A 25,102-nucleotide genomic window follows, 5' to 3' on the forward strand; every position below is an offset into this window, starting at 1 on the left:
CGACTCCCGTCAAACAACCTGCGGTGCAAGCGCGACCGGCGGATCATGTTCACGCTTCGCCTCGTCGTAGATCGAGAGCAATTCGACGAAGCAGGAAACGATCAGCGGTCCCATGAACGCGCCGACGAAGCCGAGCACGTGGACACCCGCAATCGCGCCAATCAACGTGAGCATTGGATGAATTCCGGAAACGCGGCGGTAGACGACCAGGCGCACGACGTTGTCGATGTTCGAGGCGAGCCCGCCGCCGATCAGCGCCAGCAGCGCCGCCGCGCCGAACTCGTGTTTGGCGAGCAGGACGACGATACCCGGCAACCAGACGAAGGCGCTGCCGAGAATCGGCAGCACCGCCGCACAAGCGGTGACGAACCCCCAGAGCACGGCGGGGCGAAGTCCGACGAGGGCAAACCCGATGCCGACGATCGTTCCTTGGAGCGCGCACGTCAGCATCGTGCCAAGAAGCAGCGCGTCGGTGACCGCCGCGAAGCGCGCGACGAGAAGGTCCGCGATCTCTTCCGGAAGGGAGAGCACTCGCTTTACACGCGCCCACAAACCGGGCGCGTCGAGCAGCAGGTAGTATGCGCCGACCAGCGCCAGCAGCGCGTTGAGGACGGCGGTCGAAAGGCCGCCGAAGAACTGGACGGCGCGAGCGGAAAGCCACCCGACGACGGAGGTCACGGCCGCCGCGATTTCCTGGGACATGTCGGAGGCGACCAGGGGCATCGACGCCAACCATCGCGTGAGATCGTCGGCACTGAGGCGGTGAAGCGCGACGCGCGCTTCGGAGACGACGGTCGACGCCAGCCACACACCCGGAACGAGCAACGCGGCCGCCGCGCCGATCGAGACGATGGCCGCCGACGCGCGGGGCGAGAGATGCGACGCGAGCCGAATGTGAAGCCGGCGCGTGATCGCGAATAGAACGAGCGCCCCGACAAGCCCTGACGCGAACGGTAGAATCGCGATCAGCAGACTCACCGCGATGACGAGGAGAGGAACACGCAGTCCTCTTGTCCGCGAATCGACAATCACCGCGTCGACAACTCGATCGCCGTATCTCATCGGTCCACTCGACGCGACTGAAGTCCCGTTGCTGGCGAACGCACGACTGTCTCAGGCGAAGAGTAGGCCGACCGCGGTGCTCGCGGCGAGCGCGCCGAGGCCGGCGGCGGTCCGACGACGGTATGCCGAGCGGCCGACGATCGCCGCGACGGCCAGCTTCAGGATCGTGTTCGCCAGAATGCCGATCGCGATCGCGTGCGCCGCGACCGCCGTGGTCAGACTCGCCCCCTGCCGACTCATCGAGACGGTCAGCGCGTCGACGTCGGTCAATCCGAGAACCGTGGCGCCGCCGTACACCCCTGTGCTTCCCCACAGACGCTGCGCGAACATCACGCCGAGCATCGCCGCCTGGAACACGACAGCCATCGGGATCGCCGTCATGAGGCGCAGCGGGTTCTCTGCCCGGTCGGCGGCGCCGCGGGGCGCGCCGCTCGAGCGAATTCCGAGAAATGTGAAGGCGATCCCGACGGCGAGCGGCAATGCCAGCATCGGCAGCAACGCGAGCGACACCGAGGGATTCAAGAACGCGCTCACGATCAGCACCCGTGGAATCAACACCGTGCACGCGGCCAGCACTCCGCTCGCCAGCGACGCCCCGAGGTCGTCGTCGGCTCTGCTCATCCGCGAGAACGTGAGCGTCACGGCCGTGGACGACACCAGCCCGCCGAGCGCGCCGGTGACGCTCAGCCCACGGTTCGGACCCAGCCGTCGCCGAGCGATGAACCCGCCGAAGTTGAGTGCGGAAAAGAGCAGCACGATCGACCACAGCGCGCGGGGCTTGATCGCCAGATCGCCGAAGTACGGGCCCGGCGGCAAGAGAGGGAGCACGACCACGGCGAGCACCGCGAACTGAACCCCGGCTCGAAACTCGGGCTCGCCGAGTTGCCGCACGAGCCAGTGGAGACGCGTCTTTTCGCTCAGCAGCAGAACGACGATCGCACCGGCCCCCGACGCGATTCCGATCCAACCAAATCCGGCGAGCGCGCCAAGCGCGAGAATCGCGAGTGCCGCGGCTTCCGTGGTTCCATCGGGCGATGCGCCGGGCTTCCGGGCAACGACGATGTACGCCGCGACGCACAGCGCCGCGCCGCCCCCGGCCATCGCGGCGGCCAGCTCGAGTTCCGAAGACGCCGCCAGAACGCCGGCGATCCCGCCAAGCAGCCCGAGCAGGCAGAAAGTGCGGAGTCCGGCGAATCTCGCATCGGGGCCGGACGCGTGACCGGACCACTCGCGCTCGAGACCGGCCGCGAGGCCCACCAATGCTGCGATGGTCAATCTGGTCGCGATGTCTCGCTGTCCGTCCAATGGCATGACGGGCTCCTCGCCTCGCCGACACGTCTATGCCAGAAGACTGGCTCTCTCCGGGACGGGGGTCTGTCAGGCGAAGGATGTAGGACGTGAGGCGTTTCCGGACTGCGCTTGCGTGCGCGGAGAGAGAAGCTGTGAACGCTGAGCCTATGCGATCGAATTCATGTGTTGTTCGACGGGCGCGTTCTCGCCGACGGATCGGCGTCCGCGCTCGTCGCTAACGAAGACGTTCGGCGGCATCTTCTCGGCGAGTCGTTCGAATTCGACGTCGCGCGGCGCCCCCCCCCGGAGCGCCGCTCATCCACGCGCTCCCGCTGCGGTCGTCGGCTAACCACAAGAGTCGGCCGCCCGGATGAATTCCGGGCGGCCGTCGAAGCCGAACGAGCCGCGCGAAGCTGGAACCAGGAGCCTTTTAGGCCGACGTGATCTCCACCTTGCGACCCGCCGGCTTCACGTCGCCGTTCTTCGGGATGTGCACTTTCAGCACACCCTTGCTGAAGTCGGCGTTGACCTTGGAGGCGTCGACGCCGGTCGGCAGCGAGAACGACCGCTGGAACGACCCGTAGCTGCGCTCGTAGAGGTAGACCTTCTTGTCCGCCTCTTCCTTCCTCTCCTCGGTCTTTTCGCCGCTGATCGACAACACGCCGTCCTCGACGTTGACCGTGATGTCCTTGAGCTCCATGCCCGGCAGCTCCGCGGTCAGGGCGAACTCTTTGGGTGTCTCGACGATGTCCATTGCCGGAACCCACCCGATGGTCTCCGGGAATGTCGCGGCGGCGAAAGGCTCGTTCAGCGCGCGTTCTATGAAACGGTTCATTCGATTTTCCACGTCGTCGAATGTCGGGAACGCCGTCGATGGAAAGAACCCCGGGAACGCGAGGCGGGGTTGACGACGGGTGAGTCTCATGAGTGCCATAATCGGCTCCTGGTTGGTGATCCTCGGCCGCCGATGGCGCAGCCGAACGCCGTCACAATGCATGGCTCGTCCTCGTGAGTCAGTCGGTGATCGCAGAAGAGGACGTGCTGGGGTTCCCGTCGGTCGATTGCCTGGCCAGCACCCGAACTTCCCCGATCACGCGGGGCCGGCTCGCTCCGCACTTTTTCACTGAAGCTGAGCGGATGGGACAATGAGCCGACGTTCCCGAACTGCCGCGCGCACCGTGGTTGCGCTCACCACGGCGATCAGCGTTTGGCTGGTATCGAGCGAATCGCGTGCTCCCGCCGATTCTCGCGTTCGTCGTCGCTTGGGATGGTAACGCAAGGCCGCAGGCGCCGGTGCGTCGCGCGCAACGCTTCGAGAAGGATGATACCGAGCCAGCGCCGCGACGTGGCGCCGGCTGATCGGCCGTGACAACGGCCGGCGGCGGCGCAGCGGACTCTCGTCGGCTACTCGACGGTGAGCAGCCCGAGCCGCAGCGCAAACTGTACGTATTGCGATCGATGCCCCAAGTCGACCTTTTCCTGAATCCGCTGCTTGTACGTGTCGACCGTCTTCGGGCTGATTTGGAGCTGCACGCCGATCTCGGGGGCCGAGTAGCCCAGCGCAACGCGGCGCAGCACATCCCGCTCGCGGCCGGTCAGCTTTTCGTATCGCTCGCGTTCGCTCGCGGCTGGGCTTTTCGCGGCAAGCTTCTTCGCGAGTACTCGAGCGGCGGACGATTGCACGTAGACCTCGCCGTGCGCAACACCGCGAATGGCGTTCGCCAACTCTCGGTCGGCGTTCGTCTTCACCAAATATCCTGACGCGCCCGCCTCCATCGCGGGAACGAGATAGTCCTCCTCGGCATGCATGCTGAGAATGATGACGCGCGTCCCCACCCCGCTCGCGACGATTTCTTTCGTCGCGGCGACGCCGTCGAGAACGGGCATCGACAGATCCATCACGACGACGTCGGGTTTGAGACGCGCGACCGCGTCCACTGCGTCACGTCCGTTGCTCGCCTCGCCGACGACGACGACGTCCGGCGTCGCACCGAGGACCGCTTTGAGTCCTGCGCGCACGACGCTGTGATCGTCGGCGAGTAAGACACGGATTGACTCGCTTATCATGGTTGCCCCTCTCGGCTTCGATTTCGTTGGTCGGCCGCCGACCGGCGCCGTCAGTGATAGTCTGTAATCGTCAGGAGATCCCCGGCGTCGGCAAACCCCGGGTTTTGTGTCCGGATACTCCTGACGGCGCGCAACTCCGCGCACAATTCCGGCGTTCTCCTGACGGTGTCCGTGCCGCGATCTCGGCATGATCGAGGTGCAGCCCGCGACGGGAGAGCTCGGCAAATTCCGGCTGATGTTCGGCGATTTGCCTCGGCATCCATGGCACCCGTCGGCACGCCCATCTACATCTTCTAACCATGCGTCGGACACGTCACATTGAGCAGCACTTCACTCACCGCATCGGTTGGCTTCGCGCGGCGGTCCTGGGCGCCAATGACGGGATCGTCTCAACCGCGTCGCTCGTCGTCGGCGTCGCGGCCGCGGAGAGCGGACGAAGCGCCATCGTACTCGCCGGACTCGCCGGCTTGGTCGCCGGAGCGATGTCCATGGCCGCCGGTGAATACGTCTCGGTCAGCTCTCAGGCCGACACCGAAAAGGCCGATCTCGCGCGCGAACGAAAAGAGCTCGCCGAGTCGCCCGAGGCGGAGCTTCGCGAGCTTCAGCAGATTTACGTCGATCGTGGGCTCGATCCCGAACTCGCGCTTCGCGTCGCGCGGCAACTCAGCGCGCGGGACACGCTGGCCGCGCACGCCCGCGAGGAGCTGGGAATCACCGAAACGCAGGCCGCGAATCCGATTCAAGCCGCCGTCACGTCCGCCGCGACGTTTTCCGTCGGCGCGGCGCTGCCGTTGATCGTCACGGTGTTTGCACCGGCGTCGGCCGTCATCGCGCTCGTTGCCGCCGCGTCGCTGATCTGTCTGGCGGTCCTCGGAGCGCTCGCCGCCGGCGCGGGCGGCGCGAGCCGAACTCGCGGCGCGCTTCGCGTCACCTTTTGGAGCGCTCTCGCGCTCGCCGTCACGGCGTTGGTCGGACATTTCTTCGGCACCGCGATGTAGCCACCACCTACCTTTCCGGTCCCGGTGGAAGTACCGCGGTCGTCGGTCCAGCCCTTTCCCCCTGCCACGTCAATCGATGGAATGCGGAGCATAATTCATGGCTGGTCAGTGACGTGTCATCCACTCGCGGCGCGATCGTTCGCGATCGTCGTGCTCGCGAGCGGACGCGCGCTCGCGCAACATCCCGAGCCGGCGATCGAGCAATACCTCCGCGACTCGATCGGTGTCACCGCGAACGAGTTCGCCGATGTGCACCGCGGTAAGGTCGTCACCAAGCTGCTGCCGACGCTGAATCCGCGCGACGTCACGGTGTTCGGCATGGCGGAGATCGCGACAACGCGCGACGCGATCGCCGCGCGGCTCGCCGACCCGCGGCGCATCATCGCACTGCGGTCGCCGACGTACGAGATCTTCGACGATCCCCCGTCAGCGGCGAACGTCGCGCGCGTCGCCGTCGATCCGTCGGAGTACCGTGGACTGAAAGGGTGCCGCGTCGAGCACTGCGACTTCAAGCTTCCTGCCGCGACGATGCGCGACTTCTCGACGCACGTGGATTGGACGAGCGACGCCGCCAACCTCCAGGTCGATTCGATCGCGCGCGCGAGCCTTCTTCACTTTGTCGAGGATTATCGATCCGCCGGCAGCGCGGCGATGGTCCAGTACGACGATAACCACGCCGTGAAATCGTATGAAGCGTTCGTCGCGCTGCTCGCGCAGTCCGGATACCTGCGCGACTTCGTCCCCGGGCTTCGCGACTACCTCGAGTTCTACCCGACCCACCGCCCTGCCTCCCCGCCCGAGGGCACGCGGTGGTCCGAGGTTCTGTTTTGGGAGGAGGACCGACTGCCGCATTTGCGCCCAACGCTCACGATTTCACAGATGGTGATGTACACCACACCGTCGGGCACACCGCTCGTCGCGGTCAAGCAGATCTACGCCGACCATTACTACGAGGGCGCTCTCGAGCTGACGGCGGCGTTCGACGCGCCGCCGACCTCGAAGGGCCCGGCGACGTACCTGATCACGGTGCGACGCTATCGCTTCGACGCATTGCCAAGCGGCGGTTTTCTCAACTTGCGAGGACGCGTCCGCGGACGTCTCGCCGACGCGGTTCGCGAGAGCCTCGAGCGGGAACGCCATGCGGCCGAGGACGCTAACGCCACCGGGACGTATTACAATTGAACGATGCTTTCTCCACGACGCCTCCTCATCGGCCTGGCGCTGCCCCTCGCGGCAGCGCTTCTCGGCTGTCCGAACGACAATGACCTGACGGATCCGTTCGCGCCGATGGATCTCGCCATTCAGGTCTCGCCGAGTCAGGTGACCATCACCATCTCCGACACGGTGACGGCGAGTGCCAACACGCAACTCGTGCTCAGCGCGACGTCGCTCGGCTTCCCGGTCGTGACGCCGCACGCTCGCTGGACGACCTCCAACCCGAACGTTGCGCTCGTCGACTCGAGCGGCCGAGTGCAGGCGCTGACTCCCGGCGTCGCGACGATCACCGCGCGCGTGAATGGCGAGACCTCGAACTCCGTGGTGACCGTCAGCAACCAAGTCACCGGTCTCACGCTTCTTCCAACGACGGCTGCGGGCGCGGTCGGCGACAGCATCGTGCTCACGGCGACCGCCGTCGGCTCGAATGGCGTGATCGTCGGTGGAACGGTCTACACGTTCACGGTCGCCGATCCCTCGGTCGCCAGCCTGACGCGCACGGGGAATCAGACCGTGCAGCTCCGACTCCTGAAGGTCGGGTCGACGCAAGCCATCGTGAGCGCCGGCGGCCGAGTCGCCTCCAGCTCGATCACCGTTCACTAGTCATCGCGTAAGCCGACGATCGCCACGACGGCCTCCGATTTTCGGAGGCCGTCTCGTCGTTCCGTTGGCGATCCAGGCGGCCAATACGGCGATGTGCGCTGAGCCCGACCACGTCCCCGTGGCGCGCTCTGTGACCGCGCGGTTGACGACCCAGTTTGCGATGTTGATGGACACGCTGTTGTCGTTCGGGGTCGACGCTTTCCCTGCTCATCAACTCTTAATCTCCTGGGCGTCAATCACGCTTGACGGACGCGAACGGTCGAGCGATTCTTCTCCCTCCACCTGGTAGAGGGACAAGTGCCCCGCGACGCCAAGGACCTTCTGCACGGCACGCTCGACTTGCTGGTCCTCCACGCGCTTTCCGGCGAGCCGATGCACGGCTTCAGCCTCAGCAAGTGGATCGACGAGCGCACGAACGGTGAGCTCGGGATCGTCGACTCGGCGCTCTACAAGGCCCTCCACCGGCTCGAAGACTCCGGCGCCGTTCGCGCCGAATGGGGCGCGTCGGAGAACAACCGCCGGGCGCGCTATTACTCGCTGACTCCCAAGGGACGGCAAGCGCTCCGCGCCGAGATCGCGAGCTGGAAGCACTACGTCGCCACCGTCACCGTCGTGCTGGAGGGAGCGGGTCGATGACGCCCAGATGGAACCGATTCCCAACCCTGCCGGCGGGAGTGCGTCGTCTGTTCCGACTGCCGCTCAGCAGATCTCGCTTGATGCGCGACGCCGACGAGGAGATGCAGTTCCATCTCGACATGTGGATGGCCGAATTCCGCGCGGCAGGGTTGTCGGACGTCGACGCACTGGCGGCGGCGCGCCGGCGCTTCGGCGACGCCGACGAGTATCGCGAGTACTTCGCTCGACGGGCGTCGCGCAACGCGCGATGGCAGCGAATGGCGGACTGGCTCGCCGAGTGGAGGCAAGACGCGCGATTCGCGCGGCGCCATTTTCACAACGCACCGGCGTTCACGGCGATCGCGGTCGTCACGCTCGCTTTGGGCATCGGCGCGAATACGGCGATCTTCAGCGTCGTTCACCGTTTGCTCATCGCGCCTCTGCCCTACCCCAACGGCGACCGCGTCGTCGCGCTCAAGACGCTCGGCGCTTCGCGCTTCACGGCCGGGCTGGTGACGATGAGCGCGAATGCGCCCGGCGATCCGCCGCGCCCGTTGATGCACGCCTGGGCCGACCGCGCAACACACGCGTTCGACGCCATGGCGGGCGTCGAACAGATCTACCTCTCGATACTCCCGAACGACCAGCAAGACACGGTCAGCCACGCGCTCATCACGGCGAATTTTCTGTCGATGCTCGGTGTTCAGCCGGCATTCGGCCGAGCTTTCCGCGCCGACGAGGAGGCGCGCGGCAACGACCACGTCGCGATGATCAGTTACGACTGGTGGCAGGCGGCATACGACGGACGGCCGGACGTACTCGGAAAGAGCGCCGAGTTCGAGGGCAACCCATATACGGTCGTTGGCGTGATGCCGAGAGGATTCACGGTTCCCATGTCGCCGCGGTTGCTCGACGGACTGTGGGTTCCCTCACCCGACGTCTGGATGCCCGGGCGTCTTCGCGACATGGAGATGGCATTCGGCCTGTTGCGCCCGGGCGTTTCCATCCAGGACGCGACCCGCGAGCTGCAATCGATCGCCAACACGCCGGAAGCGCGAGGCGTCGGCGGACCGTCCGGACTGATGCCGCCGCTCGACAGCGTGCGAGCGCGCGCGATGCGGGCGCAAGATTTCCTCGCGGTGCGCGAGGTGCGCACTATAGAAGTGCTCTTCGTCGCGGTCGGCGCGCTGCTGCTCATCGCATGCGCGAACGTCGCCAATCTGCTGCTCGTGCGCGCCTGGGCCCGTCGCCGCGAGTTCGCCGTACGCATGGGGCTCGGCGCCGGCCGCGCCCGACTCGTTCGGCTCGCGCTCACCGAGAGCCTGCTCCTGGCGATCGCGGCGGGCGTCGTCGGGGTGGCGATCGCATGGGAAGCGCTGCGCGCTATCGTCGCGCTTCGACCGATCACCCTCGACCAGCTCGGCGGCGTGAGCGTGGAGACGCCGATCCTGCTCTGGACGGGGGGGATCTCCATTCTCACGGGAATTCTTTTTGGTGGAGCGGCCGCGGCATTCGTCGGCTCTCAGAACGTCGCCGACCTGCTGCGCAATGAAACGCGATCGACGTCGGGCGGCGAAACGTCGCGTCGAGTGAGGTCGTCGCTCATCGTCGCCGAGATCGCGTTGTCGGTGGCGCTGCTCGTGGGAACCGGACTGCTCGTACGGTCGTTCGCCGCGCTCCAGGAAACGCCGATTGGTTTCGACCCGCACAATCTCGTCTCCGTAGACGTGCTCGTCGGACCGAACATCAGACACGCCGGTCAAGACGTTCAAACGCGCGACGCGATCATCCGGCGCCTTCACGAGATTCCGGGCGTCGTCGACGCCGCGATCGGCTCCCTGCCGACAGCGGGCTTTCGCGACCGGTCCGCGCTCGAGGTCCAGACCGACGCGGGCGCGCGGCGCGTCGACATCGGTCAATATCAAAGAGCATGGGTCAATGGCGACTATTTTCGCACCGCCAACATTCCATTGATCGGTGGCCGCCCGCCGCGGGTTGCACCCACGGACGACGCGCCGGCGCAGACGTTCGGCCTCTCGGAGGAGATCGTCGTCAGCAGAAGTCTTGCGCGACGCATCTCGCACGACGGCAATGTCGTCGGAATGCGCATGCGGGCGATCAACAACGCGCTCACGCGGGGTCCACCGCCGCCTGTGGGCGGGACGACGCCGTCGGCAGCGCCGGTGGACGCATGGTCGACGATCGTCGGTGTGGCCGAAGACGTCCATCTACCGGGGCCGCGCGGCGACCTCGAGACGTATCAGGTCTACCAGATGCCGGTACGTCGGATGCCTGAGCCGATCTACGTGCTGCGTTTCGCGTCCGTTCCGCCCAACGTCGAATCGTTTCTCCGCAAAACGATCCAGACTGTGAATCCGACGATCGTCACGCGCCGGGCCCGTCTCGCCGACGACTATCTCCGCGAGGCCCTCGCGCCGACGCGATTCTCCCTCGCGCTGCTCGGCGCCTTTGCGTTCGTCGCGCTCGTGTTGTCGGTCGTCGGACTCTACGGATCGATCGCCTATGGCGTGACGCAGCGAACGCGCGAGATCGGCATTCGCATCGCGCTGGGCGCGACGCCCCGCGTCGTCACCGCGTCGGTCGTGGGTGAGGGAGTCCGGCTCGTGGTCATCGGGCTCGCCGCGGGTGTGGCGCTCGCCTTCGCGGTGACGAGAACGCTCACGAGTCTCTTGTACTCCGTGACGTCGAGCGATCCGGCGACGTACGTAGTGATCGCGCGCGCCGTCGGCGTGATCGCTCTCGTGGCGTCGTACGTGCCGGCTCGTCGCGCGGCTCGCATCGATCCGGTGGATGCCCTGCGCGCCGACTGAAAACAACTGTCCGGTCGTGGGAAACCGTGCCACGCTTCGTTCCGTATTGTGGCGACCGCGAAGCGCCTGGAGATGCTAGTCGTCCTCTGGGTGGCCCTAATCACCCAGACGAAGTCGTGAATACTCGATCGCTACTACTGATCTCCTTCGCCGCGCTGTTTGCCGTTCACTCTGCCGCGGCACAAAACGGCCCGCAGACCCCTCCGCGAGCCCCGCTCGGAGAGATTCGCGGCCGTCTCGCGGATTCCGTCGCCGGGCAGGCCATCGCGTCCGGCTCGGTCGCGGTCCGCCGGGTCGGCGATTCCGTCTTCGCGGGGGGGGCGCTTCCTAAGGAAGACGGCTCGTTCCGCGTGGACGGTCTGCGTCCAGGCCGCTACACGCTTCGCATCCGCGCGATCGGGTTCGCGCCGGTCGTGCGAAACGACATCGCCATCACGGCCGACCATCCGGTCGTGGATCTCGGCACGATCGGGCTCAAGGCGGTCGCGGCCAAGCTCGACGCGACGCAGACGGTCGCCGAGCGGGAGGACGTCGTGCTGGCGCCGGACCGCACCAGTTACAGCGTCAAGAATCTCCCCGCGGCGAGCGGCGGCACGGCAATCGACGTGCTGCGCAACATCCCGCTCGTCGAAGTCGACGGCTCGAACAACGTGAGCCTGCGCGGCAACTCGAACGTCGTCGTGCAGATCAACGGCCGGTCCACGCCGCTCAAGGGCGATCAGCTCGGCGCGTTCCTCGCGCAGCTTCCCGCCGGCACGGTGAAGAACGTCGAAGTCGCGACGAATCCGTCGGCGAAGGACGACCCCGAAGGCACCGCCGGCATCATCAACATCGTTCTCAATCAAGAGGCGCAGCTCGGGCTCAGCGGCGGCGTCAACGCCGGCACGGCGTCGACCGGCATGGTCAACGGCGGCGGCAACATCGGTAAGCAGCAGGGCAAGCTTACGATCTTCGCGTCCGGCAACATCTATAAGGACCAGCGCTCGACGTCGGGCACCATTTCGCGGACGAATCTCGTCATCCCCGTGCCTGCGTACACCACGACGCGTTTGGTAGGAAGTCAGTCGCCGATCTCCGGCGGCGGCACCCTTCGGACCGAATACCGGTTCAGCGAGCGCACGACGCTCTCGTTCGACGGCTTCTTGTTCGGCGGCCACTTCGGCGGCGATCAATCGTCGGACTACACCGATCTCGATACGACGCACGCGATCATCGGCCTCTTCAACCAGGCGACGTCGCAGATCTCGCGCAACGTCTCGCAGGACTACGACATGACGTTCCGCCATCTGAATAGCAAGAAGCAACCGCTGTTCTCGACGGAGCTCGAGTACTCGACCACGAACGCAAACAACGACATCGACCTGTCAGGCACGGTGCTTCGCCCCGACGCGTCGACGCCGCTGGGCATTCCCACGGAGCACGACCGGACCGTCGGTCGCTATCCGTACGTCAACTGGAAGGCCGACTACACCGCGCAGTTCGGCGCGACGACGAAGCTCGAAACGGGAGTCAAGGCGACTCGTCGCACCACGACGAACGACTTCGAGGCGTCCTATCGCGACTCGACCGGCGCGTTCGTGTCGGATCCCGCGCGGCGCACGGCGTTCGACTATCAAGAAGACATCGCCGCGGGTTACGCGTTGCTCTCGAACAAGCTCGGCAACTTCCAGACGCAGAGCGGCATTCGTCTCGAGGACGCCGCCACCTACTTCGACTTGACGACGATCGGCCAGCAATACGATCGCCGCTACGCGAGCGCCTATCCGAGCGCGATCGTCTCGTACAACTTCACGCCGACGCGTTCGGCGCGGATCAGCTATTCCCGCCGCGTGAGCCGCCCGAATCCGTATCAGCTCAGCCCCATCGAGTTCCATCAGGACACGCGCAACGTGTTCCGTGGAAACCCCGAGCTTCGCGCCGAGTACACGAACGCGATCGAGGGTGCGTATCAGGAATCGCGCGGCTGGGGAACAATCTCACTGAGCCCCTACATTCGGAGCACCGACCACGCGGTGAGAAACATCCAGTTCGTGGACTCGACCGGCGTGTCGGTGAGCACGTTCGACAACGTGGCCAGTACGTTCACGGTCGGTTCCGATCTCAATCTGAATGCGCACGCCGGCCCGCTGCAATTGGGCGGCGGCGGAAGCCTCTATCATTACTCGAGCGACGCGTCGAACCTCGGCGGCAATCTCTCGGCCCACGCCATGGTGTGGTCGGCGCGCACGAACGCGACCTGGAAGTTCTCGCCGAGGTTGGACGCGCAGTTGATGACGATGTATCGCGCGCCCTTCGCGACCGAGGGCGGCTCCCAACTCGCGTCGGTCGTGATGATGACCGCGGCGCGCTACAAGGTGTGGGGCGAGCAAGGAAACATCTCGCTCCGCGTCTCCGATCCGTTCAAGCTGCAGAAGTACGGCTACAAGACGGCGAACGGAACGGTCGTCGAGTACAGCGAGCGGTTCTTCGGCTCCCGCGCGATCTTCCTCACGGTCACACGAAATTTCGGGCAAGCGCTCAAGCTGCAGCCGAAGCAGCAGGATCCGGACGCACAGGCGCAGACCGGACCGCCTGGTCATTGAGCCAGGGCTCGCCCCGCGGGTCAGGCCGGCGACCCCCACATCGGGGGTCGCCGAGCGCGTGAACCAGTTTGGTCACGCGCTTGATTGCGAACTAGGACGCCGATAACATAGGCGTCGTGCGCGCGCTCGGGGCCGGGCTCACACCACGACGCGGCCGGCGGACAACGTTCCGGCGGCTGCGCGCACTCGCGTCGTTTCTCGCGACCCTCGGCGCCAGCGTCGGTGTGGCACGCACGGCCCTCCCGCCTCACGGGCATTTCTCGCGGGCGCGCGTCGCGATCGGCGCGACGGTCGATGCCGGATCCGCGACCGCCGACGACTCCGCGCCGAGGGTGAACGAGGCCCGCGTCCCGCGCGGCGGGATGCGCCGTGTCGCTCCGACGACCGGTCCGAGCTTTCGCGACGATCAGCGCGCGTTCGAATCGCGCGACGCGAACCGTGCGTCGAGTTGGGACCGCGACGTGCTGGTGCCGCCGAGCTTCGTTCCGCCGCCACCCTTTCATCCGCCGCGCTCACGCTGACTCGGCGCGTTGACGCGTTTCATCGCGCAACGCCCCGAGCCTCGACGCTTCGTCGCCTGAGCGCTGAGAGTCGCGATGAGTCGTGCTACACCCGCTTTTGTGCGGGCGGGCCCGGCGCCGAGAGTGGCGCCGCCGCGGCTGGCCAACGTCCTCAGGCTCCACAGTCAACGACTCGGAGCCGCTCACGTGAGCAAACACTCTTACCAGGACTCGCTCGACAGCTGGGATTGGGAAAGAATCCCCGCCGACGTGGATCAGGTGGCAATCAGATGGTGGAAAATGGTGTGTGATCGAGCCCCGTGGCAGTCGATGCCGCCCGACGACGGCTATGGCTACATGCGCGCCGTGGTCAGTGAGCTGCTGAACGAAGCGCGGCACCCCGGCGACGGGATGCGAGAGCTGCGGCTTCGTGCCGCGGCGCGAGCGCACGGCGAGTTTCGCCGGCGCCAGCGCTGCGACTGCGCCGCGCTGGCGGACGAGCTGGCTGCCGTGAGCGGCGCGATCGAGGCGACCATGACGTACGGCGGGCAACCGCCCAGCCTCGTTCGGGACTACCTCGTGTTGCTGGGCGCCGACATGGAAGTCGCCCGCGAACACGCTCTCCGGGGGTGGAGTTTCGTCGACTAAGCCCCAGCCGTTTCCCTAGTCGCCGACGCGAGCCCATCGGCCGCGCTGCGCCCCGAGTTGCGCCGGCAACTCGGGGCGCGCCATTCTGGTGACCATGACACCACCGGATGATGGATCGCTCGGGCGCACTGCTCGACGCAACTTTCTCGGGCGGCTGCTCGGCGGCGCGACCGCGTTGACACTGTTCGGCGCGCCGCATCGCGGCGCGGCCGAGGAAGTCGCCGTTGGTCAGCCGCAACCGGGCGACGACTGGATGCGTGAGCTCACCGCTCCGCATCGCGTCGCCTTCGACTGGTCGGCGCACAAGAACGGCAAGCCGCTCTCGCAAGGAAAGAACTATCTCGACGCCTGGCGCGATGCGTTCAAGACGACGGAGCACGAGGTCGATCTCGTCTTCGGCATCCACGGCGACGCGATTCCCGTCGTGCTCGCCGACGCGCTCTGGTCGCGTTACAGGATCGGCGAGCAGTACGAGGTCACCGACGGCGGCACGAAGCTTCCCGCGATTCGCAACGTGTTCACCGCCGCCCACGCCGCGGCCGGCGGACTCGTGGCACCGGAAGAATCGGTGGAAGCGCTGCAGAAGCGTGGAGCGAAGTTCGCGGTGTGCAGGAATACCGTTGCAGGCGCGACCAAGAAGTTGGCCGCCGCCGGGTTCGGCGCGCCGGACGAAGTCCGTGCGGCAATCGTGAGCGGATTGCTGCCAGGCGTGATTCTGGTGCCGGCGATGCTCGTCACGCTGACGCAGCTGCAGGAGCGCGGAGTCAGATATTTGAAGGTCGCATAGACTCGGATTGTCGTGATTGACCACGGCTAACGCGCCCCTCACGTCGGACTCGACCGGCCCACGATGGCCGGTTCGGGTCGATCGGCTGCTGCGCCAGCTCCCGTGGATCTGCGGCGCGCTGTCGGTCGCGATCGGCGCGCTCACGCTGTTCGGCTGGTTCCTCGGCCGCCCGGAATGGACCAGCGTTCTGCCCGGACTTCCACCGATGGAGTCCAACAGCGCCCTCATGGCGGTCGCGGCGGGCGTCTCGCTGGTGCTGCTCGCGCCGATGGACGCATCGAGGGCGCGGACCGTGAGCGGACGGATCCTCGCCGGCGCCACGCTCCTGTTCGCGATCTTGCCGCTGGTCGAGCACGCGCTGCGAGTCGACATGTCGATCGACCGGTTGCTGAGTCACGGCGAAACCCCGTTCCATAGCCCACCAGGACGTCCGTCGCCGCAAACCGCGGCGGCGTTCGGCCTCATCGGCGCGACGCTGCTGACGTTGAACGTCACGATGCGACGCGAGTTTCGGCCCGCCCAGCTGCTCGCGGTCCTCGCCGCCCTCGTGCCGCTCATTTCAGTTTTGGCATATCTCTTCGGCACGGCGGAGCTCTACGGCCCGCAAGCCGTGTATCCATTCATCGGCATGGGCATTCCCACGGCGGGGGCGCTCCTCGCGCTGAGCGCGGGCGCCCTCGCCGCGCGCGCCGGAGAGGGGCCGCTCTCCGTGCTCATCCGGCCCGACAGCGGCGGGCTTGCCTCGCGCCAACTCTTCGCGTGGCTGCTCTTCCTCGCCGCGGCGACGGGCGGCATCGAAGCGGGCGCGCGGTTCGGATTCTACGCGGCGCCGATCGGGTCGGCCGGCGTCGTTCTCTTGGGAGTCGTCGGCGGAACGGTGTTCGTGCTGCGCGTCGCGCACACTCTGAGCCGGATGGACCGAGCGGCGCAATCAGCCCTTCAGGCGCGCGACGATTTAATGGGTGTCGTCGCCCACGACCTTCGCAATCCACTGAGCGTGATCGTCATGCAGGCGGAGTATCTCCGGATGCTGCCGGCGCCGAAGGACACCGAAGCCGACGAATCCGCCGACGCGATCTCACGCTCGGCGATGCGGATGAACCGGTTGATTCAGGATCTGCTCGACGTCAGCCGCATCGAGGCCGGGAGTCTGTCGTTGCGCTGCACCGAGTCGGACACCGCCCAGCTCCTCGCTACCGCCGTAGACAGCCAACAGCCATTGGCGTCGGCCGGCCAGATCGACCTCGTTACCGACATCGCCGCTCCGCTTCCCAAGATCCTGGCCGATCAGGATCGTCTCATGCAGGTCTTTGAAAACCTGATCGGCAACGCGATCAAGTTCACCGACCCTGGGGGGCGGATCACCGTGGGGGCGCGCCCGCAAGCCGGCGACGTATTGTTCTGGGTGTCCGATACCGGCGCGGGGATGCGGCAAGAGGATCTGCCGCGAGTGTTCGATCGATTCTGGCGGGCGCAGGAGGGCGCCAAGCACGGCGCCGGTCTCGGGTTGCCGATCGCCAAGGGTGTCGTCGAGGCGCACGGCGGGCGAATCTGGGTCGAGAGCGCCCTGAGCAGCGGGACCACGTTCTCCTTTACGATTCCCGCGGTGGGCAGCCCACCGCCAGCCACCCGATCCTGATCGAGGCGGCATGCATCGGGCGATGCCCGCGAGCATGCCGCTTCAAGCGTTGTTCGACGAACTTCCGTTGTGGCTGCTCTTCCTTCTGACGCTCGCTCTCGTCGCGTTCTCCATCGAAGTCGGCGTCCACGTGGGCCGACGCGAGCGGAGGCACGCGGCGCACGAAGGTCCGTCGCAGGTCGGGTTGGCGACCACGTCGGTCCTCGGCCTGGTCGCATTCATCGTCGGCTTCGTGCTCGGGCTCGCCGAGGCGCGCTACGAATCGCGCCGCGAGGCCAAGTTTTCGGAAGCGGACGCAATCGCCAGGGCGTTCGCTCGTGCGTCGTTTCTTCCCGACTCGTCGCGGACGGCGGCGCGTCGCCTACTGCAGCGAGCGGCGACTGCCGGTCTGGACCTGGAGGTTCCGCGCACCATGGACAGCGCGATGGTCGTGCTCGGAGCCGCCCGAGACTCGCTTTGGACGGTGGCAAGCGCCGAGGCGAACGCGCAACCCGAATCCGACACGAGGGCGATGTTCGTCGAATCGGTCAGTGACGTGTTCGATGCGTTCCGGCGCGAGATATTCATCGCGCGCTACGGGCGCATTCCGCCGACGATCTGGTTCGTGTTCCTCGCCCTGACCGCCCTTGGCGCCGGCATCGTCGGCTACCAGAGTGGTCTCGGCTCGGCGCGGCGACCGATGTCGGCGATGGCGGTCCTCGCCGTTTCCCTCGCGACGGTGGTTTACGTGATCACCGACCTCGATCGGCCGAATCGAGGAACGCTTCACATGAGCCGCGAGGCCATGGTCGCGCTGCACGAGACGTTCACGCCGAGAGAGCGCTGACCGCCTCGGCAGGCGGGCGGCGACGCGACCGTCTCGTTGGTCGATGGTGCCACACGCCACTTCACATCCGCCGACGAGCGGCGCGAGGCATGTCGCCTGCCCCCCACGCCTCAGTTCAGGGACGCATTCCCGCTGAGCTGGTGGCACACAGATGCTGGTCACGTTGTCGGCGCTCATCGCTGCGGCCGCGATGCCGCTTGGCCCCATCACGAGTCGCGATTCCACGCGCGCACTCCGCGTCGCCCATCGGGCGCAGGGCGATTTCGAGGCGCTGCGGCGGCAGCTCCTGCCGCACGGGACGTTGATCGCCGCTCCCGGCTGCGACGCCGTCGTCGGCCGCTACTGTTTTCTGCAACAAGTCGCGTCCGCCGCGCCGCAGGAAGCGCCCGAGGTCGTCGCGGGGCGGCTTCGATTGCTGGCCACTCTCGACAGCGTCAGCGCGCTCATACCAGGCGATCGCTGGATCCTTGGCCAACGCGTCCGCTATCTCGTCGAGGCCGGGCACGCGCAATCGGCGGACAGCCTCGGCGTCGCGTGCGCCGCATCGGCGACGGACGCCGCAACGAAGAGCTGGTGTTTCGCGCTGGTCGGTTACACGGCGCAGCAGTACGGAAAGTTCGCGCGCGCCGACGGGGCGTTCTCTCTGGCGCTCGACGAGTTGCGCGAAGCAGAGCGCCGAAAGTTCGAAGATCTCGCGCTGTTCATCGGAGGGCGCGCCGCTCGGCCGTACCGCAACGCCGATCGTAGCTCGAGCGATTCGGCGGCGGCCGCGTTCTGGCGGCTCGTTCAACCGTTGTATCTGACCGGTGAGAACGATCTGCGCACCGAGCTTCTCGCCCGCATCACACGGATGCACATCGAGCAAGACAGCCGGACGGTGATGGGTGATTGGTTCCGCGGCGACGACCGCGAGACACTCCTTCGTTACGGCATCGCTCTCTGGTACACGCAGGGAGACCCGCGTCCGGGTGCCCTCGGCCCGCCGCCGATCGCCGGCATCCGGCGCCAACCGTCGTTCAACTTCTTCCCCGACGCGCACGCGTTTTCGTCCCCGGACCAACTGACGCCCGACGACTGGGCATATCAGAACGTCGACAATGGGCCGACCTACGCGCCCACGTGGGCGTGGAGTTTTCTCCCGCTCATCAATCATCAAGTCGCGCTCTTTCGCCGCGGCGACTCGGCATTCGTCGTCGCGTCGTTCGCCGTGAACGACGCGTCGCACAACACTCCGCGGGAGGCCGGCATCTTTGCCGCCACGATCGATCACGGCGGTGTGCTTCAGCCGTTCGGCACGACGATCCAGAACGCCTCGTCGAAGATCGTGTCGACGCTCATGGCGCCCTGGCGCCCCTTGATCGTGAGCCTCGAGGTGCTGGATTCGGCGAACCACGCGGCGGAGCGCGCCCGCTTCGCGCCCAGGTTGCCGGTGCCCGGCACGCGATTGAGTCTCTCGGATCTCTTGCTGTACGCGCCGAGCGACTCCGTTCCGCTGACCTCACTCAAAGACGCCGTGCCGCTCGCGCTGCATGCCATGGAGGCGCCGAGCAACAGGCAGATCGGCGTGTTCTGGGAAACCTACGGCGTGCGGCCCGAGGGAGAGGCGTTCGATTACTCGCTCATCGTGGAGCCGGTGGACAAGGGGTTGATCCACCGCGCACTCGTCGCGGTTCACGTGGTGGACCCCGACCGCGGCCTCAGTCTTCAGTGGCGTGAGACGCCGTCGATCTCGGCCGGCATCGCGTCGCGGAGCGTGGTGGTGGATCTCTCACGCCTTCAGCCTGGACAGTACCTCGTGAGGTTGATGTTGACGTCGGGGACGGAGCTTCCGGTCGTCGCCGAGCGGAGTATCCAGGTGTTTTGATGGGGCTGCCCGGGGCCGCGACAAAACAACGAGCGGCGTGTCGAATTCGACGCGAGTCGTTCGACGTGGTAGTGAGAGGCGGATGGAGGCTCGAACGAGTCGGGCTCCAGAAGCCGCTGAAACCGCCAGGGAGAACCGATCATGTCGACCTCGAGCGCCAAGACCGTCAATCGCCTGCTCTGGACCGCTCAGAGCCTCGCCGCCGCTCTCTTCCTGTTCGCCGGTTCGGTGAAATTCATCATCCCCGCCGACAAGATGCAGTCGGGCCCGATCGTTTTCCCGATCGCCTTCATCTATTTCATCGGCATCTGCGAGTGCCTCGGCGCCCTCGGGCTGCTGCTGCCGGGCCTGCTGAGAATCCGCACGTCGCTTACACCACTCGCGGCAGCGGGACTGACGATCATCATGGTCGGGGCAACGACCGTCAGCGTATTGGCAATGGGCGTCGCCGCGGGAGTGTTCCCGGCCGTCGTCGGAATCATCACCGCGTGGATCGCGTACAGCCGGGGCCGAGTCATGCCCCTCGTCGAAACACCGCGGCGCCTACTGCGCGTCGCGTAGAACAAGCTCGCGGCGTGTCCCCGTCCCCCTGTCCAGCTCCGCCTACTCCGCCCTCATCGCCCTGACTGGATCGATGCGCGTCGCGCGCCGCGCAGGAAAGTAGGCGGCGCCGGCGGCCGTGATCAGCAAGAGTACCGACACAACGGCGAGTGTCGCAGGATCGGACGGACGAGTGTCGAACAGCATCGCTGTCAGCAACCGTGAACCACCGAGCGCGCCGGCCAAACCGACGACGGTTCCCACCCCCGCGACGATCAGCGCCTGCTTCAGCACCATGTTTCGCACGGCACTCGGTGTCGCGCCCAGCGCGATCCGGATTCCGAACTCTCGCGTCTGTTGACTGACGGCCGAGGCGATGATGCCGTACAGTCCGACCGCGGCAAGGACGAGCGCGACGAGGGCGAACGTGGACAACAGCAGTGCGTCGAAGCGGGGGACGACGAGTTGCGGTGCGATCAAGTCGTCCATCGACTGGACGCGGACGAATGTCGCGCCGGCTCCCGCACCCTCGACGGCGCGACGCCACGCGTCCTCCGGCAGCCGGACGCCGCGAGTACGCATGACGAAGTAACCTTGGGCCAGCACTTGCCGGTACGGCCTGAAGATCGTCGGCGTGCTCTCGCGATGCAGCCGATAGTGAAAGTCGCGCACGACACCGACGACCGTGACCAACGAGTCCGGCGAGCGTTGGCCCGCCTCGTGAAAACGTTTGCCGATCGCGCTCTCGTGCGGCCAGAGACGCCGCGCAACGCCTTCGGTGATGATGCCGACTCGCGGAGCGTCTTCCCGATCCGCGTCGGTGAACAAACGCCCGCTCACGAGCGGCACGCCGAGGGCCCGAAAGAAATCAGGGCCCACGGCGTCGAATCCAAACCATGGATTCGCTTTCGCCTCGTCGTCCGACTGTCCCTCGGCGGCGAACGATCCCATCCACACGTTCGAGCCGAGAAACGGCGGGGCGCCCGCGGGTGACAGCGCGACGACGTGCTGTGTCTCCCGAAGCGTTTCCATCAAACGCTCGTGCGCGGCGAAGTTTCTATCACCGACGCATCTCGACCAGATCGCCGAATCGGATGCATTGAGCCGAGGCGATGCCGGCCGACATTCGGAGACATACGTCCGCCACGGCAGTGCGATCGACAGCATCGTGACGTGCTCGGTCTCGTAACCGAGATCGAGCGACGCCAGCCGCTCGAGACTACGCACGAGCAGGCCGGCTCCCGCCAGCACGATCACCGCGAGCGCGATCTGAGAGCCGACGAGCGCATGACGAACCTTGCGCATGCGCCGTCCCTCGGTTCCGCCACGAGTATCGGATCGCAGCGGCGACGCGAGGTCGAATCGGAGTGCCACGAGCGACGGCGCGACGCCGAAGAGGAGAACCGCAGCCGCGGTCACGAGCGCGCCGATGGCGAGGGGTGTGCCCGCAAGGGCAATCACGTCAGTGCGCGGCAGGCCGTTCGGTGCCAAACGCAGGAGCGCATCGAGAATCACGCGCGCAAGCCACACGCCCAATCCGCCGCCGACCACGGCGAGCAGCACGCTCTCCGCCAGCAAGAGGCGCAAGAGATCGGTCGACGAGGCCCCAATCGCGCGGCGAATGGACAGCTCGCGAGCGCGTCCGGTCGCGCGCAGCAGAAGCAGGTTGCCCACGTTCACGCACGCGAGAATCAGCAGCAGAGCGACCGCTGCCGAGAGCGCGAGCAGCGCCGGACGCGCGTCACCACTCACCATCGCGTCGATCGTGTGAACCTGCGCCCCGACGGCGTTCGTGCCGAAGTCGCGCAGCTGATCGGGATCGTGCTGAAGAAAGGCCAGGAAGTCCTGGCGAGCGGCTTCGGGCGTGGCTCCGGAGTTCAGACGCCCCACGACGTCGAGGCTTCCATATTCCGACGCGATCCAGAATTCGGCGCCGCGAGGATAGTCGAGGCCGGGCGGAGCGACGCCGACGACGGTGAGTATCCAATTCAGCTTCGGCAGGGCCAAGTGCCGGCCGATGACCGACGAGTCGCCACCGAACGCGCGTTGCCATGCCGAGTAGGCGAGAACGATCGGCGCTCCGGCCGCTGAGCCGCTGCCCCAAGGCACGTTGTCGCCCGCGTGAAACAGGCGACCCAAGGCGGGCGCTGCTCCGAGGACGCCGAAGAAGTCGTCGGTGACGACTGATTCTCGCAAAACGAGACGGCGGTCGCCGTCGGTGAGCGCATCCGCGAGTACACGCCAATGCGCCAGCCCCGCGGCCGCGCGGAGGGAGTGCGTCCCGACGCGGAGCCGATGAAGCTGCGTCGGAGTGATCGGCACCTCCGTGGCGGCTCCGCTCGCCGTGCCCGAGAGCTCGACGACCTGGTCCGGCCCCTCGATCGGGAGGCGGCGCAGGAGCACGGACTCGAAGACACTGAACATCGCGCTCGACAGGCCGATCGCGAGACCGAGGATGAGTACGACGGTGACGCTGAGCGCCGGCGCGCGCCGCAAGGAGCGCGCGGCGAGCGACAGATCGCGACGAGTGCGGTCGAGCACCTCCATCCTCAGCGCCGGCCAGTTCTGTTCATGTTAGTCCTATGACACGCTGATAGTCGTCGACCCGGCCTTAGAGGCGAAGGAGGTCGAGTCGCTCCCACACGCGATGAGCAGACACGTCACGACACCCAATGGCACGGGGCGACTCATCGACCCTCGAAGCGTTGGAGGCGATGAGCGTTCTCCCAAATCACCGCGATGGCAAGGGCCCCTCGCCGCCGGCGAGGACGCCGACTAGTGGCGGCGGTGGCGTTTCGACGGCGCAAAGCGCCGATCCCGCCAGCTGAGTATCGTGCGCCAGGAAACAGTCAGAGACCCTCCGATTCCGACCTCTGACCACCGTCGTCCCGCCTCGCGGAAGGCGGCGCACATCTCCTGAACTTCCTGGAGGTTCCGCGGACGCGACTTCGCTCGATAGTCGACGCAGACGTCGAGGATCTGTCTCGATGCGCGCCAATCATGATCGAGATCGCCGTCGGTGATTTTCTGAAACGCGCTGACGAGCCCCTCGCTGCTGGAGTGGGCTTCCTCCGCCACATCGAGAATCGCTTTCGTCCGTTCGGCGCTGTGCGGCGGTCGCCGGCCCGAAAGGACTCGCATGCTGCCCCACACGGCGCCGGCGGCGATCATTCCCCACAAACCGTAGTCCGGGGCGTAGACGCGATCGACGAGGTAATGCCCGTAGTCGTGCGGCGGACTGGATCGGCCGCCATAACCGGGGACATGCACCACGCAGCCGTCGTCGCGATACGCGCGACAGACGTAGTCGCGGTAGCCGGTTCGGATGAACTGAATTTCCATGGCCGAGCCCAAACCAAGTTGCGCGGACCTGGGTCCGCGCAACTGAGCATAGCAGCCGCCGCCCGAAAGCGGCGGGGTTTCCGGCCGATGGTCAGGCCTTCAGCGCTCGCTGCACACCGCCGTGCCGAGCACAGGCGCCTTGCATCGATTTCGCGTGCGAGAACGTTCCGTCCTTGCACAACGCGGTCGCACCCGTCGAGTCGTGCTCCGCCTTGTTCTCCGCCTTGACCGCCTTCGACTCGGCGCGCTTTGCCTTCGAGTCGGCGGCGGCCGCCTTCGTCGAATCTCCGTGCGTCTTCGCGGCGGCGGCGCGCGCCTTGTCGGCTTTGGCCGACTTTTGTGCCGCCGCCGTGGCCAGCGTGTCCACGCCGCCGTGACTGGAGCACGTGCCGCGGCCCGTCGCGGTGGACGTCGTGCCGTCCTTGCAGATACTCTGCGTGGTGGCCTTGGCCTTTGCCTGAGCGAGAGCCGGCGAGGACGCGAGAGCGATTCCGAATGCGATGACGACGGCGTTTGCCAGCGGTGAAGCACGCATAGGTTCTCCGCGAGTTTTGTGGACTTGGCCGTTGCATGAACCACGCCTCTGGCACACTAAAATTCGCCGGCAGCACGCTTGTTGCTCTGACCGAGACGCTGTGGATTAAACGATTCGGATCGAAGCGCTCGGGCTTCCGCTACGTCGATGGAAAGGGCCGGCCGATTCGCGATCGCCGGACGCTCGCGCGCATCGAGGCCCTCCGGGTGCCGCCGGCGTGGCGCGGCGTACACATCGCCGCCAGCCCGCGGTCGGCGATTCAGGCGTGGGGGTTCGACGCGCGCGGCCGCCGGCAGTATCGCTATCACGAGCGGGCCGTCGAGCGGCGCGAGCTCCGGAAGTACCATCGCGTGCGCCGGCTCGCCAAGGAGCTGCCGCGCATTCGCCGCACGCTTCGTTTGGACGCGCGGCTCGACGCGCCGGCCCGCGCGGTCGACGCCGACACCGCCGCCGCCACGGTGCTGCGTCTCATCAGCGAGACGTTCTGTCGTGTCGGCGGCGAGCGTTACACGCGCGAGAACGGAACGTTCGGCATCACGACTCTGCGAAAATCACATGTCGAGCTGTCGGGCAAGACCGCACGATTCGCGTACCGGGGCAAGGGGAAGATCCGGCAGCGACAAGTCGTGCATGATCGCGAACTGGTGCGGCTGGTCGCGCGGCAACTCCGAACCCCGGGCACGCGGCTCTTTCGCTACGCCGACGACGGAAGTTGGCGCCTGCTCACCGCGCGAGACGTCAACGAGTATTTACGCAGGCGCGTCGGTCACTACAGCGCGAAGGATCTCCGCACCTGGGGCGGCACGCTCCGCGCGGCGACCGTCCTCGCCGAGCTCGGACCCGCGAAGACGCCGAGCGAGGCGAAGCGAAACGTGGCGCTCGCGATGCGTCTCGTGTCGTCGGAGCTGGGCAACACGGCCACGATTTGCCGGAAGTCGTACGTCCATCCGATCGTGATCGCGCGATACCTCGACGAGGGAGAGACGATTCCGCTGCCGCGCGCGCGGCGGCGGGCATCGAACCGAGGGCAAGCGCACTCACCGGAGGAACGCGCGCTGATCGCGTTTCTCGACCGCCATTTTCCCGAGCGTCGCCGGCGGCCGCGCCAAGACGACTCGAGCCAACCACCGGGTGAGTGATTGGCTCGTCGATAGCAGT

General features: G+C 66.7%; 21 protein-coding genes. 14 read left to right on the top strand and 7 right to left on the bottom strand.

Features of this window, described 5'->3' with window-relative positions; translation table 11 throughout:
• Positions 1-9: 9 nt before the first annotated feature.
• The 4 genes from VGQ44_13390 to VGQ44_13405 form a co-directional block, all read right to left on the bottom strand.
• Positions 10-1,062, bottom strand: coding sequence for an AI-2E family transporter (locus tag VGQ44_13390; protein ID HEV8447817.1), 1,053 nt, complete (start codon positions 1,060-1,062; stop codon positions 10-12).
• Between the two features lie 51 nt (positions 1,063-1,113).
• Positions 1,114-2,373, bottom strand: coding sequence for a DUF4010 domain-containing protein (locus tag VGQ44_13395; protein ID HEV8447818.1), 1,260 nt, complete (start codon positions 2,371-2,373; stop codon positions 1,114-1,116).
• 409 nt (positions 2,374-2,782) lie between these two features.
• Positions 2,783-3,286: an Hsp20/alpha crystallin family protein gene (locus VGQ44_13400; protein ID HEV8447819.1), complete on the bottom strand. Its 504-nt coding sequence runs from the start codon at positions 3,284-3,286 to the stop codon at positions 2,783-2,785.
• 470 nt (positions 3,287-3,756) lie between these two features.
• Positions 3,757-4,419 carry a response regulator transcription factor gene (locus VGQ44_13405; GenBank protein HEV8447820.1) on the bottom strand — a complete coding sequence of 221 codons (663 nt, stop codon included), beginning with the start codon at positions 4,417-4,419 and terminating at the stop codon, positions 3,757-3,759.
• Between the two features lie 299 nt (positions 4,420-4,718).
• Here VGQ44_13405 and VGQ44_13410 point away from each other — a divergent pair, with 299 nt between their 5' ends.
• The 13 genes from VGQ44_13410 (at position 4,719) to VGQ44_13470 (ending at position 20,088) form a co-directional block, all read left to right on the top strand.
• Positions 4,719-5,417 carry a VIT family protein gene (locus tag VGQ44_13410; protein HEV8447821.1) on the top strand — a complete coding sequence of 233 codons (699 nt, stop codon included), beginning with the start codon at positions 4,719-4,721 and terminating at the stop codon, positions 5,415-5,417.
• Between the two features lie 108 nt (positions 5,418-5,525).
• Positions 5,526-6,599, top strand: coding sequence for a hypothetical protein (locus VGQ44_13415; GenBank protein HEV8447822.1), 1,074 nt, complete (start codon positions 5,526-5,528; stop codon positions 6,597-6,599).
• Between the two features lie 3 nt (positions 6,600-6,602).
• Positions 6,603-7,235 (top strand): Ig-like domain-containing protein, encoded by a 633-nt coding sequence (locus VGQ44_13420; GenBank protein HEV8447823.1) that lies wholly within the window; start codon positions 6,603-6,605, stop codon positions 7,233-7,235.
• A 297-nt stretch (positions 7,236-7,532) separates the two neighbouring features.
• On the top strand, positions 7,533-7,871 hold the full coding sequence (locus VGQ44_13425; protein ID HEV8447824.1) for a PadR family transcriptional regulator: 339 nt from the start codon (positions 7,533-7,535) through the stop codon (positions 7,869-7,871).
• Positions 7,868-10,681 (top strand): ABC transporter permease, encoded by a 2,814-nt coding sequence (locus VGQ44_13430; protein HEV8447825.1) that lies wholly within the window; start codon positions 7,868-7,870, stop codon positions 10,679-10,681. The genes VGQ44_13425 and VGQ44_13430 overlap by 4 nt, the downstream gene beginning before the upstream one ends.
• Before the next feature lie 116 nt (positions 10,682-10,797).
• Entirely contained in the window at positions 10,798-13,263 is a 2,466-nt protein-coding gene (locus tag VGQ44_13435) for a TonB-dependent receptor (protein HEV8447826.1), read from the top strand.
• A 116-nt stretch (positions 13,264-13,379) separates the two neighbouring features.
• Complete coding sequence (locus VGQ44_13440) at positions 13,380-13,784, top strand: hypothetical protein (GenBank protein ID HEV8447827.1); 405 nt, start codon at positions 13,380-13,382, stop codon at positions 13,782-13,784.
• Between the two features lie 186 nt (positions 13,785-13,970).
• Entirely contained in the window at positions 13,971-14,411 is a 441-nt protein-coding gene (locus tag VGQ44_13445; protein HEV8447828.1) for a hypothetical protein, read from the top strand.
• Positions 14,412-14,505: 94 nt separating this feature from the next.
• Positions 14,506-15,198, top strand: coding sequence for a hypothetical protein (locus VGQ44_13450; protein ID HEV8447829.1), 693 nt, complete (start codon positions 14,506-14,508; stop codon positions 15,196-15,198).
• Between the two features lie 16 nt (positions 15,199-15,214).
• Positions 15,215-16,837 carry a HAMP domain-containing sensor histidine kinase gene (locus VGQ44_13455; GenBank protein HEV8447830.1) on the top strand — a complete coding sequence of 541 codons (1,623 nt, stop codon included), beginning with the start codon at positions 15,215-15,217 and terminating at the stop codon, positions 16,835-16,837.
• Positions 16,838-16,847: 10 nt separating this feature from the next.
• The gene (locus VGQ44_13460) at positions 16,848-17,663 is read left to right on the top strand and encodes a hypothetical protein (protein HEV8447831.1); all 816 of its coding nucleotides are present in this window, start codon (positions 16,848-16,850) and stop codon (positions 17,661-17,663) included.
• Between the two features lie 151 nt (positions 17,664-17,814).
• The gene (locus tag VGQ44_13465) at positions 17,815-19,527 is read left to right on the top strand and encodes a hypothetical protein (GenBank protein ID HEV8447832.1); all 1,713 of its coding nucleotides are present in this window, start codon (positions 17,815-17,817) and stop codon (positions 19,525-19,527) included.
• 141 nt (positions 19,528-19,668) lie between these two features.
• The gene (locus tag VGQ44_13470; protein HEV8447833.1) at positions 19,669-20,088 is read left to right on the top strand and encodes a DoxX family protein; all 420 of its coding nucleotides are present in this window, start codon (positions 19,669-19,671) and stop codon (positions 20,086-20,088) included.
• 42 nt (positions 20,089-20,130) lie between these two features.
• On the opposite strand, the gene VGQ44_13475 is transcribed toward VGQ44_13470, so the two are convergent.
• The 3 genes from VGQ44_13475 to VGQ44_13485 form a co-directional block, all read right to left on the bottom strand.
• Positions 20,131-22,608 (bottom strand): ADOP family duplicated permease, encoded by a 2,478-nt coding sequence (locus tag VGQ44_13475; protein ID HEV8447834.1) that lies wholly within the window; start codon positions 22,606-22,608, stop codon positions 20,131-20,133.
• Between the two features lie 234 nt (positions 22,609-22,842).
• Positions 22,843-23,409 (bottom strand): hypothetical protein, encoded by a 567-nt coding sequence (locus VGQ44_13480; GenBank protein HEV8447835.1) that lies wholly within the window; start codon positions 23,407-23,409, stop codon positions 22,843-22,845.
• 91 nt (positions 23,410-23,500) lie between these two features.
• On the bottom strand, positions 23,501-23,944 hold the full coding sequence (locus VGQ44_13485) for a DUF3761 domain-containing protein (GenBank protein HEV8447836.1): 444 nt from the start codon (positions 23,942-23,944) through the stop codon (positions 23,501-23,503).
• 35 nt (positions 23,945-23,979) lie between these two features.
• Here VGQ44_13485 and VGQ44_13490 point away from each other — a divergent pair, with 35 nt between their 5' ends.
• Complete coding sequence (locus VGQ44_13490) at positions 23,980-25,083, top strand: hypothetical protein (protein ID HEV8447837.1); 1,104 nt, start codon at positions 23,980-23,982, stop codon at positions 25,081-25,083.
• Positions 25,084-25,102 lie beyond the last annotated feature (19 nt).

This window comes from Gemmatimonadaceae bacterium (assembly GCA_036003045.1).
Taxonomy (GTDB): Bacteria; Gemmatimonadota; Gemmatimonadetes; order Gemmatimonadales; family Gemmatimonadaceae; genus JAQBQB01.

What these genes read in the sequence shown, in the direction of transcription:
- VGQ44_13470 (HEV8447833.1), top strand. Translation starts at nt 19,669, where the DNA reads ATGTCGACCTCGAGCGCCAAGACCGTCAATCGCCTGCTCTGGACCGCT.
- VGQ44_13480 (HEV8447835.1), bottom strand. Translation starts at nt 23,409, where the DNA reads ATGGAAATTCAGTTCATCCGAACCGGCTACCGCGACTACGTCTGTCGC.
- VGQ44_13395 (HEV8447818.1), bottom strand. Translation starts at nt 2,373, where the DNA reads ATGCCATTGGACGGACAGCGAGACATCGCGACCAGATTGACCATCGCA.
- VGQ44_13400 (HEV8447819.1), bottom strand. Translation starts at nt 3,286, where the DNA reads ATGGCACTCATGAGACTCACCCGTCGTCAACCCCGCCTCGCGTTCCCG.
- VGQ44_13420 (HEV8447823.1), top strand. Translation starts at nt 6,603, where the DNA reads ATGCTTTCTCCACGACGCCTCCTCATCGGCCTGGCGCTGCCCCTCGCG.
- VGQ44_13485 (HEV8447836.1), bottom strand. Translation starts at nt 23,944, where the DNA reads ATGCGTGCTTCACCGCTGGCAAACGCCGTCGTCATCGCATTCGGAATC.
- VGQ44_13490 (HEV8447837.1), top strand. Translation starts at nt 23,980, where the DNA reads ATGAACCACGCCTCTGGCACACTAAAATTCGCCGGCAGCACGCTTGTT.
- VGQ44_13410 (HEV8447821.1), top strand. Translation starts at nt 4,719, where the DNA reads ATGCGTCGGACACGTCACATTGAGCAGCACTTCACTCACCGCATCGGT.
- VGQ44_13430 (HEV8447825.1), top strand. Translation starts at nt 7,868, where the DNA reads ATGACGCCCAGATGGAACCGATTCCCAACCCTGCCGGCGGGAGTGCGT.
- VGQ44_13405 (HEV8447820.1), bottom strand. Translation starts at nt 4,419, where the DNA reads ATGATAAGCGAGTCAATCCGTGTCTTACTCGCCGACGATCACAGCGTC.
- VGQ44_13390 (HEV8447817.1), bottom strand. Translation starts at nt 1,062, where the DNA reads ATGAGATACGGCGATCGAGTTGTCGACGCGGTGATTGTCGATTCGCGG.
- VGQ44_13465 (HEV8447832.1), top strand. Translation starts at nt 17,815, where the DNA reads ATGCTGGTCACGTTGTCGGCGCTCATCGCTGCGGCCGCGATGCCGCTT.
- VGQ44_13460 (HEV8447831.1), top strand. Translation starts at nt 16,848, where the DNA reads ATGCATCGGGCGATGCCCGCGAGCATGCCGCTTCAAGCGTTGTTCGAC.
- VGQ44_13450 (HEV8447829.1), top strand. Translation starts at nt 14,506, where the DNA reads ATGACACCACCGGATGATGGATCGCTCGGGCGCACTGCTCGACGCAAC.